This window comes from Rothia mucilaginosa (assembly GCF_901875305.1).
Lineage (GTDB): Bacteria > Actinomycetota > Actinomycetes > Actinomycetales > Micrococcaceae > Rothia.
The window spans coordinates 24,290-38,162 of the sequence record NZ_CABFLY010000003.1 but is presented as its reverse complement, the minus strand read 5'-3'; the positions used below and the strand labels follow the sequence as shown (position 1 = coordinate 38,162).

At 58.8% G+C, this 13,873-nt stretch carries 11 protein-coding genes and 1 riboswitch; of the genes, 7 read left to right on the top strand and 4 right to left on the bottom strand.

The genetic code is table 11. From position 1 onward, the window contains the following. Positions 1–77: 77 nt before the first annotated feature. The 5 genes from JX292_RS04345 to JX292_RS04325 all read left to right on the top strand — a co-directional run bounded on the left by JX292_RS04345 (position 78) and on the right by JX292_RS04325 (position 6,551). Complete coding sequence (locus JX292_RS04345; RefSeq protein ID WP_204861881.1) at positions 78–1,850, top strand: pentapeptide repeat-containing protein; 1,773 nt, start codon at positions 78–80, stop codon at positions 1,848–1,850. Between the two features lie 161 nt (positions 1,851–2,011). Continuing rightward, positions 2,012–3,697, top strand: a complete 1,686-nt coding sequence (locus JX292_RS04340; protein ID WP_204861879.1) for a pentapeptide repeat-containing protein — start codon at positions 2,012–2,014, stop codon at positions 3,695–3,697. Positions 3,698–3,890: 193 nt separating this feature from the next. Continuing rightward, positions 3,891–4,370: a low molecular weight protein-tyrosine-phosphatase gene (locus JX292_RS04335; RefSeq protein WP_239653634.1), complete on the top strand. Its 480-nt coding sequence runs from the start codon at positions 3,891–3,893 to the stop codon at positions 4,368–4,370. After that, positions 4,367–5,035 (top strand): hypothetical protein, encoded by a 669-nt coding sequence (locus tag JX292_RS04330; RefSeq protein WP_204861875.1) that lies wholly within the window; start codon positions 4,367–4,369, stop codon positions 5,033–5,035. Before JX292_RS04335 ends, JX292_RS04330 begins: the two co-directional genes overlap by 4 nt. A gap of 613 nt (positions 5,036–5,648) precedes the next feature. Continuing rightward, positions 5,649–6,551, top strand: coding sequence for an aminotransferase class IV (locus JX292_RS04325; protein WP_204861873.1), 903 nt, complete (start codon positions 5,649–5,651; stop codon positions 6,549–6,551). Positions 6,552–7,040: 489 nt separating this feature from the next. Here the strand turns inward: JX292_RS04325 and JX292_RS04320 are convergent, their stop codons facing one another. From JX292_RS04320 to JX292_RS04310, 3 genes are all read right to left on the bottom strand, one after another. Next, a complete protein-coding gene (locus JX292_RS04320; RefSeq protein ID WP_204861863.1) occupies positions 7,041–7,838 on the bottom strand; it encodes an energy-coupling factor transporter transmembrane component T family protein in 798 nt (265 codons plus the stop codon). Further along, a complete protein-coding gene (locus tag JX292_RS04315) occupies positions 7,835–9,457 on the bottom strand; it encodes an ABC transporter ATP-binding protein (protein WP_204861860.1) in 1,623 nt (540 codons plus the stop codon). Before JX292_RS04315 ends, JX292_RS04320 begins: the two co-directional genes overlap by 4 nt. A 75-nt stretch (positions 9,458–9,532) precedes the next feature. After that, a complete protein-coding gene (locus tag JX292_RS04310; RefSeq protein WP_204861844.1) occupies positions 9,533–10,153 on the bottom strand; it encodes an ECF transporter S component in 621 nt (206 codons plus the stop codon). A gap of 56 nt (positions 10,154–10,209) precedes the next feature. Further along, a riboswitch (TPP riboswitch) is annotated at positions 10,210–10,310 on the bottom strand. 262 nt (positions 10,311–10,572) lie between these two features. Between JX292_RS04310 and JX292_RS04305 the strand changes: the two genes are divergently transcribed. Both JX292_RS04305 and JX292_RS04300 read left to right on the top strand, forming a co-directional pair. Continuing rightward, on the top strand, positions 10,573–10,806 hold the full coding sequence (locus tag JX292_RS04305) for a DUF4235 domain-containing protein (protein WP_204861842.1): 234 nt from the start codon (positions 10,573–10,575) through the stop codon (positions 10,804–10,806). Between the two features lie 156 nt (positions 10,807–10,962). Then, the gene (locus tag JX292_RS04300) at positions 10,963–12,369 is read left to right on the top strand and encodes an MFS transporter (protein ID WP_204861832.1); all 1,407 of its coding nucleotides are present in this window, start codon (positions 10,963–10,965) and stop codon (positions 12,367–12,369) included. Between the two features lie 119 nt (positions 12,370–12,488). On the opposite strand, the gene JX292_RS04295 is transcribed toward JX292_RS04300, so the two are convergent. Beyond that, positions 12,489–13,829 carry a septin family protein gene (locus tag JX292_RS04295; RefSeq protein ID WP_204861830.1) on the bottom strand — a complete coding sequence of 447 codons (1,341 nt, stop codon included), beginning with the start codon at positions 13,827–13,829 and terminating at the stop codon, positions 12,489–12,491. Positions 13,830–13,873 lie beyond the last annotated feature (44 nt).

Sequence of the window (13,873 nt, the reverse complement as noted above, 5' to 3'; positions counted from 1 at the left end):
GCCAATAGGCTCCCGAAAAGCACCGTTGAACTATGCTGAATATGACTCGGTCCTTTCAACGATGACAGGAGAACCACATGCATCTCACACCCAGCACCGCGTGGGTTTGGCTGATAGCTTGCGCAGTCGTCATTCTGTTTTTCCCGCTCGCCGCGCAGTTCGGCAACCTCAAAGGGAAGCTGTCGAGCTTCCGCACCTGGGTTTGGGCTATCGCGCTCTTGGGCATTGTCACGGCGGGTTTTATGCCTTTCACCTTTGACACTGACATCGCCTACTTTGAGGTTCAGCCGTTCATTTTCTTCATCACCGGCACCCTGCTGGGTGTTCTCTTTCTTGGGGAGTTCCACCGATTGAGCGCTCTGGACAAGCAGGAACACACCCAGCGGGTGCACGCCGAGCGCCGTACCCGTTACAGCAAGGCAGTTGAGCATCTGGCGTATCCGAACCCGGCAGTCCGTGCGAGCGCCATCAGCACGCTTGCGGGTCTGGTGGATGAGTGGCTCGCTGACGAGCAGCTCAGCGTTGAGGCGCGGCAGGAGGAGGGGCAGGTCATCGTCAATGCCCTCTGCGCTTATATTCGTTCGCCGTTCTCGCGGGCGTTCAAGGCTGAAGCTTTTGAATCTGATACGCCGCCCGCTAACTATGCGGGTGATTTCGATACGGATCTGGCGGCTTTCCGTGGTGAGCAGGATGTTCGCCGCAGCATCTTCGTTGAGATGAGCAAGCGCAGCAGCACCCTGACCGAAAATGAGAAGGGTGAGGTGGCTGTTGTCCCCGGCGCGTGGAGCGGTTTTGAGTTCGATTTCAGCCGGGCTGTCGTCTTCTACCCTCTCGACGGTCTGACTATTGAGAACGCCGATTTCGCCTCCGCGACCTTCTACGGCCCGGCGGACTTCTCCGGCGCAACCTTCCGCGGTGACACCAGCTTCTCCGCGGCACAGTTCACCGCTGACGCATCCTTCCACGGCGCGAACTTCACCGGCGAGACTGACTTCTCAGACGCAGTCTTTTCAGCTGCGGCCGACTTTGGGGTAGCTTCCTTCGAGGCCGACGCCGACTTCTCACGCCTGAACACCGCGGGCATAGCCAGCTTCACGGCGATCACCTTCGGCGGAGAGGCAATATTCACCGCCTCCACGTTCCACGATGAAGCACACTTCGCCGCGTCGGTCTTCAACCGCCCGGCGGTATTCTCCGATTCGCTTTTCGGCGGGGCCGCGCGCTTTGCCGGTATAGCCACCAAGCAGTCCGCGATGTTCCTCGACACGAGCTTTGCGGGCGCGGCGGACTTTAGCGGGGCGTCCTTCATGCATCTCGCAGATTTTGGTGGGGCTCAGTTCGACGGCGACGCCACGTTTAGCCAGGCGTCGTTTATTGAGCAGCCGAGGACGAGCTATGATAGGGAACTCCCGCAGTACGCGGACTTCGGTCATGCGGCCTTCGCGCAGGATGCCGACTTTAGTAAGGCGACATTCACGGCGTGTGTCGGCTTTGGTGAGGTGACGTTTGCACGGGCGGTGAGCTTCAACGGGGTGAGCTTTGAGGGAGCCTACTTCGAGGGTGCGACGTTCGGTCAGCGGGCAGATTTCAGGCAGACTAGCTTCATGTTTGTTAAGCCGTCCTTTGAGGCTTTGGAGAGGCGACTGCCGAGGGCCAGGTTCTCGGCGCATGCGAATCCTCAGGATTACCTGTTTGAGGCGCGCCTGGAGAGCAGGCACGGCTTCAGCTGCGGTACAGCAACGCTTCTTAATAGAACGTTCGTTCTCCCTCTCGGTGCGGTGCTGTACGACCCGGATTCCTGGGACGAAGAGAAGCAGGACTACACCCGCTTCAGTGAGCCCGCACAGTAAAACCTAGTTCTCCCCCACCGCCGGGGAAGAACCCGAAGACCCCGCCCGCACATCCAGCGCTGGCGGGGTTCTTGCTTTTGACCCACAACCGCCCAAGCCCAGCAGCTTTTACGTTACTCTATAGGATAGATATTCCATATCAAAGATGACAGGAGATTCCATTGACAGACAAAGATAACCAGGTTGAAGAACAGCCCTTCTACATCAAAAATTTCTTCCACTTACTCCTCTGGTCAGGACTGGTGGGAGGTATTCTTGCGCTCTCAGTTCCTCTATGGAGAGCCCCCTTTCTGTGTCTCTTAAATCTGCTTATCCCACCTAGTGAAAATGATAAGTACCCTGAAGGCAAAGCAATTGCGGATCTTCGTCTACACATTCTCTACATAACTGGCGGTATCATCGCGATGCTGACTCTTCTGCAGACCGATTGGAAGAACCGGATTGACCGGCACAAGGTCGAGGACGACATTAAGAAGAACAGCAATGACCATACACGACAGGTACACGCAGAGCGTCGAACTCGCTACGCAAAAGCTATTGAGCAACTAGCAGATGACAAAGCTGTTATCCGCCTAGGCGGTATTTACACTCTTGTAGGCTTAGTCGATGAGTGGATTTCTGATAGTTCCAAAGAAAAAGATGGTGTTAATCCGCGGCATGAAGGACAAACTATTATCAATAATTTATGTGCCTACATACGTTCTCCATTTTCCCTCGCTGGATGTATCGACCAGCTTGAAGGAAAAACACAAAAAGATAACAATCCCAGAACGTCACCCATTAATCAGAAATATATTCAGGTTAATACCTTTATATCAAAATATTCCAACCATTCTTCTCTTATTTTCAAAAATGATTACAAAACCAGCAAAGATAATAAACAGGGAAAATATGCTACAGAAAATTTCAATGAAGATCACCTAGACAATATCTCAAAATATCAAGAAGAGCAAGATTTACGTCGGACCATTTTTATTGAAATGAGCAAACGCCTTGGTAGCATTGAAGAGCAGTCGTCATACGACGTGTTGCCAAAGAAAAAACTTGGTCCTTGGAGTAATTTTGAATTCGATTTTAAAAAGGCGCCAATATTTTACCCGTTAAATAATCTAATATTCGAAAACTCAGATTTTTCGGAGGCTATATTCTATGACCATGCAGACTTTTCAAAAGCAAAATTTAAAGAAACTGCAAAATTTAGTGGAGCAAATTTTAAGTGTGACGCAAAATTCTATAAAGTAACCTTTGCAAGCGATACAAAATTCGAAAAAGCAATCTTTGAAGGAGAAGCAGATTTTCGATTTTCAACCTTTAGATATACAGATTTCAGAGAGGTAGTCTTCAAGGGCCCTGCATATTTCAGCAGTCGGACAAAGATTAACGATTACCTAGATTACGACTACAGCACAACAAACTTTTGCGGATTGGTAACTTTTCATGGATGTACCTTTGAAAATATTGCAGATTTCAGCGAGACGCATTTCAGGGGAATATCTAGTTTCGTAGGGTCTACATTTATGCATTCCGCAAAATTCGACGGTGCGTCTTTCTATGAAGAATCACCTTCTTTTGCCAATAATGTAAAAACTTACGGGGCTCTATTTTCATACACAGCCAAGGAAGATAACTACAGTTTTGGTCATCTATCATCTGACAGTAAATTTGAGATCGATATCAACGACATTACTTGGAGGGGTAAGACATTCAAATTACCTGTTCATACTAGGCTTTTCAATCCTGCAATTTTTAATGAAGAAAGACAAGAATATCCGGACCGGAGTATTCCCGTAAAACCAGATAAAACTCATCGATATACATTCAATAAAATAAATATGCATTTCCCATAAAATTTTACAGCTCTTAGCGTTTAGCCCCGCCGGCCCTCTCGTCGGCGGGGTCTTTGCGCGCCCGGGTCCGGTAGCGACAGCCCGGTGGCGAGCGCATCCGCCCGTCACGGTGCCACCTAAAGCACCACCCCAATAACCCACCGCGCCCAACCGCCCGGCACCCCACCGATACACTAGAACCATGTACCGAATCATGACTGTCTGCACCGGCAACATCTGCCGCTCCCCCGTCGGCGAATACCTCATCCGCCAGCACGCCCAAGAAGCCGGCGTGCCCGTCACCGTCACCTCCAGCGGCATCAGCAACGAAGAAGAAGGCAACCGCATCGACCCGCGCGCCGCCGCGCAGCTCACCACCCGCGGTATCGACCCGTCCGCGCACCGCGCCAGCGTCTTCACCGTCGAGGACTTCGACCGTAACGACCTCATCCTCGCCATGGACGCACCCCACTACCTGCGCCTCAAAGCCCTCGCCCGCAACGACGACGACAAAGCAAAGATCCGCATGATGCGCAGCTTCGACCCGAAGATCACCACCACCCACCTGGACCAGCTCGGCATCTACGACCCCTGGTACGGTAGCGAACGCGACTTCGTGTACACCACCGAACTCATTGACGCCGCCGCACGCGGCCTCATCAACCACCTCAAGCAGGAAGGCGATGCGCAGTGAGTCAGCGTATCCCCCTGAACCAGAACCGCCGCGTCACCGGCACCGCCGAAATCCTGGAACTCTGCAAAGACATGCTGCGCCTGGAGCACGGCATCGGCAACGACTTCGACATGGACACCGCCGAATTCACCGAATTCCGTGAGCAGTTCCTCGCCGATTTCGCGCAGATCCCGCTGATTATCGGCATTGACGGCCGTAGCGGCACCGGCAAAACCAGCCTCGCCGCGCAGCTTGAGCAACAGCTCACCGCCGCCGGGCACAGCGTGCACGTGCTGCACCTGGACGACTTCTACCCCGGCTGGGACGGCCTCTTCGACGGCGTGGAGGCGTGGGACGCGCTATCCGTGCAGCTGACCGAGGGTATTGCCGGGACCTACACCCCGTGGGATTGGGAGGCGGGCGCCCCCGGTGAGGTGCGCACCGTCGACCCGGCGGCTACGCAGGTCATCATCTGTGAGGGTGTCGGCGCGATTGCTGGCGCCTGCGAGGTGCGTATCCTCGCAACCGCCCCGGACGAGGTGCGCCGCGAGCGCGCCATGGCTCGTGACGGTGACACGTTCCGCCCGCACTGGGAACGCTGGGCGGCGCAGGAGGAGGCGCTGCTCACCGAAATCCCGGAGGACTACGCGACCGTGGACTTCATCTACGACAGCGCGGCGCAGTAGCAGCCGTCTACAAGACAGTAGGGCCCAATGCTTGGTGTATCTCGAAGCATTGGGCCCTACGGCTATTGAAAGGCAGTTTTACTGAGGCATGGGAGCCGGGCTAGCGGATTCCATGCGGTCTTTATCCCAGTAGGTTGAGCTGTTCTCCGGCGCGTGCGTGGAGGCAGTGTCGTCTTTTTCGTTACCCGGGTTGTTGCTAGAAAGCACGGCAAAGACTACGAGCAAGACGCAAGCTATGAGTAGCAGGATGCATAGCAAATATTTGTAATAGTGATTGCGCATCTGAGGTGCTCCCTCCGGTCGTACCGCGTGGTATGACCAACGTAGATTATGCAGTTAAACCTAGCAATGCTTCTCAAGAATATTTCTCAAATATTTCTTCAGCACTGGGGGCTGAGCGGCCGGCTAAAGCAAACCGCGCGGTGACCGTCGAGAAGGGGCGGTGTTATCCGTAAGCGACATCAGGGTGTCCGAAGCGAAGCGAGGACGGGTGCCCCTGTAGGAGCGTGGATAACACCGTCCCTTCTGTGTGCCTCGCTCATCTGCTTCTGTAGAAACGAGGGCGAGCACCGTCATCCCGCGCTGGTTCTGGGTGCGAACGTACAATAAAACTATGTCTAGTACCGTAATTCTTCTGAACGAGCAGAACCCGCAGGGCATCTTTGTTGACCCGTCCGTGCCGCTCATCAGCGTTGATGATCAGGGCTTCACCCGCGGCGACGGAGTCTTCGAGACCATGCTCTCGGTCAACCGCCGCGTGCGTAAGCTCGGCATGCACCTGTCCCGCCTCGAATCCTCGGCGCGCATGCTGGATCTGCCCGACCCGGAACCCGAGATTCTGCGTTCGGCGGTGGAACGCCTCATGCTTAAGGCGGCCCCCGGCGCCGAGACGGCGCTGGGCGAAGAGCACATCGTGAAGATTATTATTTCGCGCGGCCCCACTCAGGCGGTGACCTCCATGCAGCCGGGCCCGTACACACTGATTATGGCGTCGCCGGTGCCTGCCTCTATCGTGAAGCGCCGCACCGAGGGTGTGAAGGCCATGCTGCTGCCGCGCGGCCACGAACCGATGGACAACAGCGCCTACCCGTGGCTTCTGGCGGGTGCGAAGACCCTCTCCTACGCGGTGAACATGGCGGTTCTGCGGTACGTGCAGGAGCGCGGCGCGGATGACGCTATCTTCATTACTGATGAGCGTCGCGTGCTGGAGGGCGCCACCTCCTCGGTGCTGGTCGCCAAGATTGAGGACGGCAAGAAGGTGCTATACACGCCCGAGCCGAGCCACGGCATTCTGCCCGGCACCACGCAGGGCGCGGTGTTCGAGGCGGCACGCCAGGCCGGTTGGGAGCTGGGCTTCGGCCCGCTCTACCCGCAGGATTTGTTTGAGTCGGACGGCGTGTGGTTGGCGTCGTCGGTGCGTCTGATTGCGCCGGTGACCCACCTGAACGGCACGGCGCTGGCGCATGACCCGGAGCTGACCGCCACGCTGTTGAACTACCTGGCGCAGCAGAGCTAAACGCGTACGAAAAGGGACGGTATTATCCGAGTGAGGATAATACCGTCCCTTTGTGCTGTCTATGGTCAAAGACAAGAGGTGCGTGTACCTTCCTGTTCGGTAGTAGCGGGTGTAGCCGCATTTTCCGCCAAGCGCCCTCAGGGTGTCAGCCCGGACGCTCTCCGCAGCGAAGCAAGGAGAGGGCGGAGCGTCCGGGTGACGGGTGCCCTGCGTAGGCGCGGAGGAAATATGCGGCACCCGCGACGTGTCCCAGCACGGGAGGACGGTATCGCCCGTAGTGACATCAGGGTGCCCGAAGCGAAGCGAGGGCGGGTCCCCTGTAGGAACGAGGGCGAATACCGTCTCCCTCTGCGTCATCTGATGGGGAGGGTTGGAGGTGCCTGTACCTTCCTGAAGCGACATCAGGGTGCCCGAAGCGAAGCGAGGGCGGGTGCCCCTGTAGGAGCGAAGGAAGGGTGTGGGCGCCTCCCTACTCATGTCCCGAGCGAACTAGCCCCAGAGGAACTGGATCGTGCCCGCCGCAATAGATGCACCGTACGCAACAGCGATAATGACGGCGGCAACAATACACACGTGCACGTCACGCGGCGAATAGCTAGGCACACGAGCCCATGTACGGTCGCCCGCGCCGAAGCCGCGTGCCTCCATGGTGATGGCGAGGCGGGAGCCGCGGCGGATAGCCTGCACGAGCAGGGCGAAGCTCTGCCCGCCGAAGGTTTGTGCGCGTCCGGCGAGGGGTTGGCCCGCGCCGAGTCCGCGGGCGCGTCGTGCCTGGCCGAGGGCGTTCCATTCGGCGAAGAGGATGCCAACGAGGCGTAGCGCGGCGATGGTGGCGAGCACGAATCGTGCCGGTAGTTTAAAGGTTTGTGCGAGGGAGTCGCCGAGGTCGGTCGGGTCGGTGGTGAGAACGAACGCGAGGGTGGGTAGGACCATGGCGAGGGAGCGGATCATCATGGCGACGCCGACGGCGGCGGAGTCGGTGGTGATGGTGTTGAAGCCGAGGTCGAGGATGGTGGTTCCGCTTTTGGCGCTGAGCATGGCGACGGACCAGCCGGTGGTGATCACGGCGATCAGGATGGGCCAGAATCGGGCGAGGATGTTGACGGGCCGGAATCCGACGAGGATAAACCCGAGCAGTTCGAGGGCGAAGAGGATTCCGGAGGTGAGGGGGTCGCGCACGATGAGTGCGGCGATGATGAGGGTGAAGGAGACGATGAGTTTTATGCCGGCGTTGAGGTTGCTGAAGTAGCTGGTTCGGTCGATGGTGCCGAAGAAGTCGGTGTTCATGCGTTCTCCTTTCCGGGGGTGGTGAGGGCGGGTAGGGTGATGGATTTGCCGCCGAGTGCGGCGGTGTAGTCTTCGTCGTGGGTGATGGAGATGACGGCGGTGCCGCCTGCGAGTAGTTCGCGGATGAGGTCGACGAGTTCCGCCCAGGTTCGTGCGTCTTGGCCGAAGGTGGGTTCGTCGAGGATGAGGATTCGTGGTGCGGTGGCGAGTGCGGAGGCGACGGAGAGCCTGCGTTTTTCGCCGCCGGAGAGGGTGAAGGGGTTGGCGTCGAGCAGGTGGTTGAGGCGCAGGCGGGCAGCTAGGTCATCGGTGCGGGCGGCGAGCTCGTCTTCGTCGATGGGAACGCGGTTGAGTGCGGCGAGTCGGCGGGGGCCGAGTTCGAGTTCTTCGCGTACGGTTCCACGGATGAATTGGTATTCGGGTTCTTGGAAGACGTAGCCGATGCGGCTGAGCATTTGGGCGGGGGTCCAGGTGGGTACGTCCCAGTGGGCGCGCTGGCTGTTTTGGTCGTCGTTGTTCTGGCCGGTGCCGTGGTCGCGGAGCGTGTCGGTGGCGGTGAGGGTGCCGTCGGGTGCGGTGAGGAGCCCTGCGAGGGTGAGCGCGAGGGTTGATTTGCCGGCCCCGTTAGGGCCGAGCACGCTGAGGTGTTCGCCGGCGCGCAGGGTGAGGTTGATGCTGCCGCGCAGCACGGGCAGGTCGACGGGTACGGGCACGGGGGTGTCGCCGAGGCGTTTGATGGTGCGTCGGCGGGCGCGTCGCTGCTTGGGGGTGGGTTGCGCGCGGGTAATGCTGAGGTTTTCGGCGCGGAGAAGCGCCTCGCCGCCCGCCACCTCACCGGTAGCGTTCTGCGGTGCACGCGGCACGTAGTCGGGCACCCACACGCCTGCGTCGATGAGGTCTTGGCGGGCTTCGGCGAGCACGGTGTCGGGTGCGCCGTCGTGGGTGATGGTGCCGCCTTCGCCGAGCACGATAATGCGGTCCATGTGCGGCGCCCAGATGCTCACGCGGTGTTCTACGACGAGCAGGGTCGCACCGGTCACCTGCGCGGCGGTAAGAATACTGTCGCGTACTTCCTGCACGCCGGCGGGGTCGAGGTTAGCGGTGGGTTCGTCGAGGATCATGGCGCCGGGGTGCATCGCGAGGATGCCCGCTAGGCCGAGGCGCTGCTTCTGTCCGCCGGATAGGGCGCTGCTGGGGTGGTCGAGGGGCAGGTGGTTGAGGCCGACCGCGGTGAGCGCTTCGGTGACGCGGCCCCAGATCTCTTCGCGGGGTACACGCAGGTTTTCGGGGCCGAAGGCGGTGTCATTGCCGACGGTTGCCATGACGATGGAGGATTCGGGGTCCTGCTGCATCATGCCGGCGGTGCCGCGTGCTTCGGCGGGGTCTTGGCCGTTGAGGGTGATGGTGCCGTCTGCGGATTGGCCGTCGTCGTCGTGGAGCACACCGGCGATGGCGTGCAGGAGCGTTGATTTGCCGGCGCCGGAGGTTCCCAGTAGCAGTACTTTTTCACCGGGGTTGATGGTGAGGTTGAGTCCGCTGATGACAGGTTCTGGGCGGCCGGGGTGGTGCCAGCTGAAGTTGTTGAGCTCGATGCGCGCCCCGCGCGGTGTTGCTTCCATGGTGTGTCCTTAGCCTGTTTGTATGGCTGCTGTAGTGTGCCGAATAGTGGCTAGTGTGTGACTAGTAGCGGGCGGCTAGCGGCGGGTGTTGCCGGATGCCAGCGAGGAGAGCACGCCGGTCTTAGCGAGGTTCTTCACAAGAATCCAGGCTAGGAAACCTGCGATGACTGCACCGGAGATGACGGAGCTTGCCACGTAGATGATGGCCTTAACCGGTTCCATGTCGGGGTAGTAGATGAAGATTTCGTTACCGCCCATGAACAGGCCGCAGAGCGCGCCGGCGAAGATGGCGATGGTTGCGTTCCAGCGGCGGTAGCCGAAGATTGCGAATGCGACTTCAGCGCCGATACCCTGGATGAGGCCTGCGAGCAGGATTTCGCCGCTCCATGCGCCACCGTCGAAGAGCACGGAGATGAAGGCTGCGACGATTTCGCAGAAGAGTGCGGCACCGGGCTTGCGGATGAGCAGGCCACCGAGGGTACCGCCAAGTAGCCATGCGCCGCCGATGAGGGGGCGCAGTTCGGGCGCTGCAACGAGGGCGGTTTTGGTGGCGGGGCTGACTGCGATGTCCCAGATCCAGAAGATGACGGCGCAGGCGACGGAAATAACTGCGGCAATAACGATTTCGCTGACTCGCCAGCGTAGGTTCGGCTTCTTCGGTGCGTCCTGCGTGGTGGAGGTAAGGTTCTGTGACATTGGTGGTCCTTCCTTCGTTGGAAGGGGAATGCCCTTGCCCTCCGTATGGGCGAGGGCACCGAGAAGATCCGACTCCCTACACCGGTACTAACCGGATCAGGTTCGAGGGTCTGCATAGCACTCTCAGCGCCGCGGTGGCGCTCCCCTGTCGTTGGGGGTCGCCCACCTTGGTTTGAGTGTGGTGGAAACCCCTCATACTGATTTTAGACATGTATCACCTTTTTGTTCTACTTTATGTTTTTTATGTCGTATCCTGACGTCATCTTTTTTGATATGACATTTTTTATAGTGCAGTAAGGATGCTGAGGCGGCATGAACGGCTTAAACCCTATACGCTAGGAGGTGGCTCTATTTTTGTCCTCAAACCTGCACGGTTTTAGAGCCGAGATGCCGCATCGTATACAGCTAAGGAGATACACATGAATCCCGTCGCAAAGCTTGCTATTGCGGGCCTAAACATGGGTGCTAGTGCCCTTGTCGGCAAGGGCCTGGGTGCCGCTTGGACGAAGGCAACCGGCAACCAGCCTCCCGCCATTTCTGCAGATTCTGAAGACAGCCTGCGCCAGGTCATCCTCTGGACCGTCCTCACTTCCGTTGTTGGCGCCGTCGTCAGCTTCGGTATCGCCCGCGCGCAGCGTCGTTTCTTCAAGTAAACTTCAGGTATGGGCGGGCGTCTCTGAGCATTTCGTTCAGTGATGTGGGGCGGTGCGCACCCTCGCTGGTGCGTGCCGCCCGCGCATTTCCCAAGCGTTTAGCCCTTCCGTAGCCTCGGCCGATGCGACGCCGCTCAGCCATCCGAAAGCCTCTTCATGATGATTCCTTCTTCCCGCCAGCAGAAGCCTGTCCGTCCTGCCGTGGACCACGCCACGAGTCGCCGTTCGGTGACCGCGTGGGTCCTGTGGGATGTTGGTTCGTCGAGTTTCGACTCGATTATGATGACCTTCATCTTCACGGTCTATCTCACCAGCGGCTACTTTGGTACGCCTGAGCATACCTCTTCGGTGTTGTCGCTGGGTTTGACGGTTGCAGGTTTCCTCATTGCATTTCTCGCGCCGGTCACGGGTCAGCGTAATGACAGGTCGGGCCGCGGTATCTTCTGGCTGGGAGTGAATACGGTCCTGCTCGTGGCGCTTATGGCGGCTTGTTTCTTTATTGCTCCTGACCCGGGTTATCTGTGGCTGGGTGTTTTGCTGGTGTCTGCCGCGAGTGTGTTCAGCGAGTTCGCGTACGTGAACTATAACGCGGTGTTGCCGCGTATTTCGCATCCGGAAAATATTGGCAAAATTTCGGGTGCCGGTTGGGCGGCCGGTTATATTGGCGGCATTATTGCCTTGGGCGTGGTGTTGTGGGGTTTTGTGCTGACCCCTCAGGTGCTTGGTTTAACCACTGATGACGCTTTGAATATCCGTGCGGTGACCCTGTTCGCTGCGGCTTGGTGCCTTGTCTTTTGTGTGCCTCTGCTGGTTCGGATGCGCACCCGTGAACGTCTCCTGCCGGAGGTGCTACCCACCCGCGAGTTGCGTTTCCTGGAGTTGGGGATGGGGCGTCTCTCCCCCGCCCGTCAGGGTAGCCTACTCGCCTCGTACAGGGCCCTGTGGCGTACGATTGTGCGTCTGAAGGTGACCTCCCCGCAGACCTTGTGGTTCCTGATTGCTTCGGCGGTGTTCCGCGACGGCCTTTCGGGTATTTTTACGTTTGGCGGTATTCTGGCGGCCGGTACTTTCGGTTTCGGCACCTCCGATGTGATTCTGTTTGGCATTGCGGGCAGCGCGATTGCCGCGGTTGGCGCTATTCTGGGCGGTTACATGGATGACCACCTCGGCCCCAAGAGCATCATTGTGATTTCGCTGGTGGGCATCACGGTGGTAGCGCTTCCTCTGCTCTTCTTCCCCGAGCCGCCCGTGTTCTGGGTATGCGGCCTGTTGCTCTGCCTGTTTGTGGGCCCGGCGCAGTCGGCTTCCCGCACGTTCTTGGCTCGTCTGGCTGAGCCCGGCACCGAGGGCGAGCTGTTTGGCCTGTATTCGACGACCGGTCGTGCCACGAGCTTCCTGGCACCGATGCTTTTTGGCCTGTTTGTGAGCATTCTGGGCGCCCAGATTTGGGGTGTTGTTGGTATCCTCGTGGTGGTGGTTGCGGGCCTGTTGATGGTTCTTCCGTTGAAGGCACCTGGTCCCCTGCAGTTGCGGGGTGGCCGCCGCGAGAAGATGAATTCTTAGCCGCGGGCGGGACCAGCCGCGGGTTGTTCCTGAGGCCTCTCACCGCGCATAGTGAAGGGGCGGGCAATATGCCCGCCCCCTTCACTATGCGCAACCGGCGCTAAGGTACGCTCATCGATCTACTCGGTGACCACGTCATCATCTGTTTCAGCGGCCGTTTCAGCGGCTTCTTCTGAGGTCGCCTCGCGACGCTCCTCGGCTTCGTCCAGGACCTCTTCGCTACCGGTCATCTGGGCCCAGGTTACGTCGTCAATCAGCGGGTCATCAATCACGCGGACCCACAGCATCGAGCCTTGCGCCAGAGCGCTGATGTTCTCGTCATACGCTTCAACCGGCAGGCCTTCAAACAGTTCAGACATGCGTTCGTAGTGGTCATCGTACGAGATGCCGCCTTCCGCCTGTAGCCAGCACTCCGCCGCGAACTCTGATAGCTCGTTCAGCTCGGTGTCCTTCAGCAACAGGAACGGGCCGTCTTCGCCCACGCGCACTGCGGAGGTCCCCGGCGCACGGTCAATCACGATTGTGCCGTTCAGGTACACGTCCGGCAGACGCTCCGGGTTCGTGTAAGTCAGCAGCGGCTCCACCTCTGACGCATCCGGCAGTTCGCCGCCGGCCAGCAGCTCACGTACCAGCGGCAGGGTGTCTTTAACCTCGGAGTACACCAGGCGCCACACGCCACCGCAACGCTCCACCAGCTTCGCCAGTGATACGACGCCCTCGGGGTGCTTCGCCAGGCCGGAGCTCTGCTCGCTCAGGAACACCAGCGCCTCATGCAGCGGTACACGTTCCAGGCGCGGCTCAGCCGCAGATTCATCACGAGAGATGAAGACAATACGGGAGAGCTCGTAGCTACGGTCGTCACGATCAACAACGTTCAGGCCCTGCTCCACCGGGTTCTGCTGTTCCTTCGGAGCATCCGGGTCAACAATCACCGACAGCGGCTTCGGGTAGGGGGTCACGAGCCCCTCATCCGTGATGATGGCGGTCTCGTCCGTCAGATACGCCAGCTTCGAACCCAAGAAACGCGAGGCCGTGGTCTTGCCGCTACCCGACACACCCACCAGGGCCAGAGCACGCTTCGACTGCGGGTCACCAATAACCGCCGAGTGAAGCATCACGCCGCTACCCACCAGCTGCTCAATCATTGCGAGCGTGATGCGGCTCGTCAGGTCCTGCAGGCCCTGCTCCACGCTATCCACGCGTAGCGTACCGACCTTCGCGAACGGGCCCATCAGAGGCTGAGCCAAATCCAGGATAGGGGTGTCAGACACAGGATGCACCAGCAGCACCTGGTCGTGGTTCGACACCGCCTCATACGCCTTGTCCGGAGTCTCAAAAAACTCGGGGTTCAGCGGCTCCCATGCACGCTTAAAACCCTCAACAAAAGCCTCAGACTGGTCAATCAGGTAGACGGAAACCTCCGCGCCCGCAAGGCGCAGAACAACAGGAAGCAGATTCATAACAATCCTTCAAATGAGTGAGAGAATAGCCCCGCACGCGAGTG

Bases quoted from the DNA above. Each gene is read 5' to 3' on its own strand.
- JX292_RS04345 (WP_204861881.1), top strand. From the start codon at position 78: ATGCATCTCACACCCAGCACCGCGTGGGTTTGGCTGATAGCTTGCGCA.
- JX292_RS04335 (WP_239653634.1), top strand. From the start codon at position 3,891: ATGACTGTCTGCACCGGCAACATCTGCCGCTCCCCCGTCGGCGAATAC.
- JX292_RS04325 (WP_204861873.1), top strand. From the start codon at position 5,649: ATGTCTAGTACCGTAATTCTTCTGAACGAGCAGAACCCGCAGGGCATC.
- JX292_RS04320 (WP_204861863.1), bottom strand. From the start codon at position 7,838: ATGAACACCGACTTCTTCGGCACCATCGACCGAACCAGCTACTTCAGC.
- JX292_RS04315 (WP_204861860.1), bottom strand. From the start codon at position 9,457: ATGGAAGCAACACCGCGCGGGGCGCGCATCGAGCTCAACAACTTCAGC.
- JX292_RS04310 (WP_204861844.1), bottom strand. From the start codon at position 10,153: ATGTCACAGAACCTTACCTCCACCACGCAGGACGCACCGAAGAAGCCG.
- JX292_RS04305 (WP_204861842.1), top strand. From the start codon at position 10,573: ATGAATCCCGTCGCAAAGCTTGCTATTGCGGGCCTAAACATGGGTGCT.
- JX292_RS04300 (WP_204861832.1), top strand. From the start codon at position 10,963: ATGATGATTCCTTCTTCCCGCCAGCAGAAGCCTGTCCGTCCTGCCGTG.
- JX292_RS04295 (WP_204861830.1), bottom strand. From the start codon at position 13,829: ATGAATCTGCTTCCTGTTGTTCTGCGCCTTGCGGGCGCGGAGGTTTCC.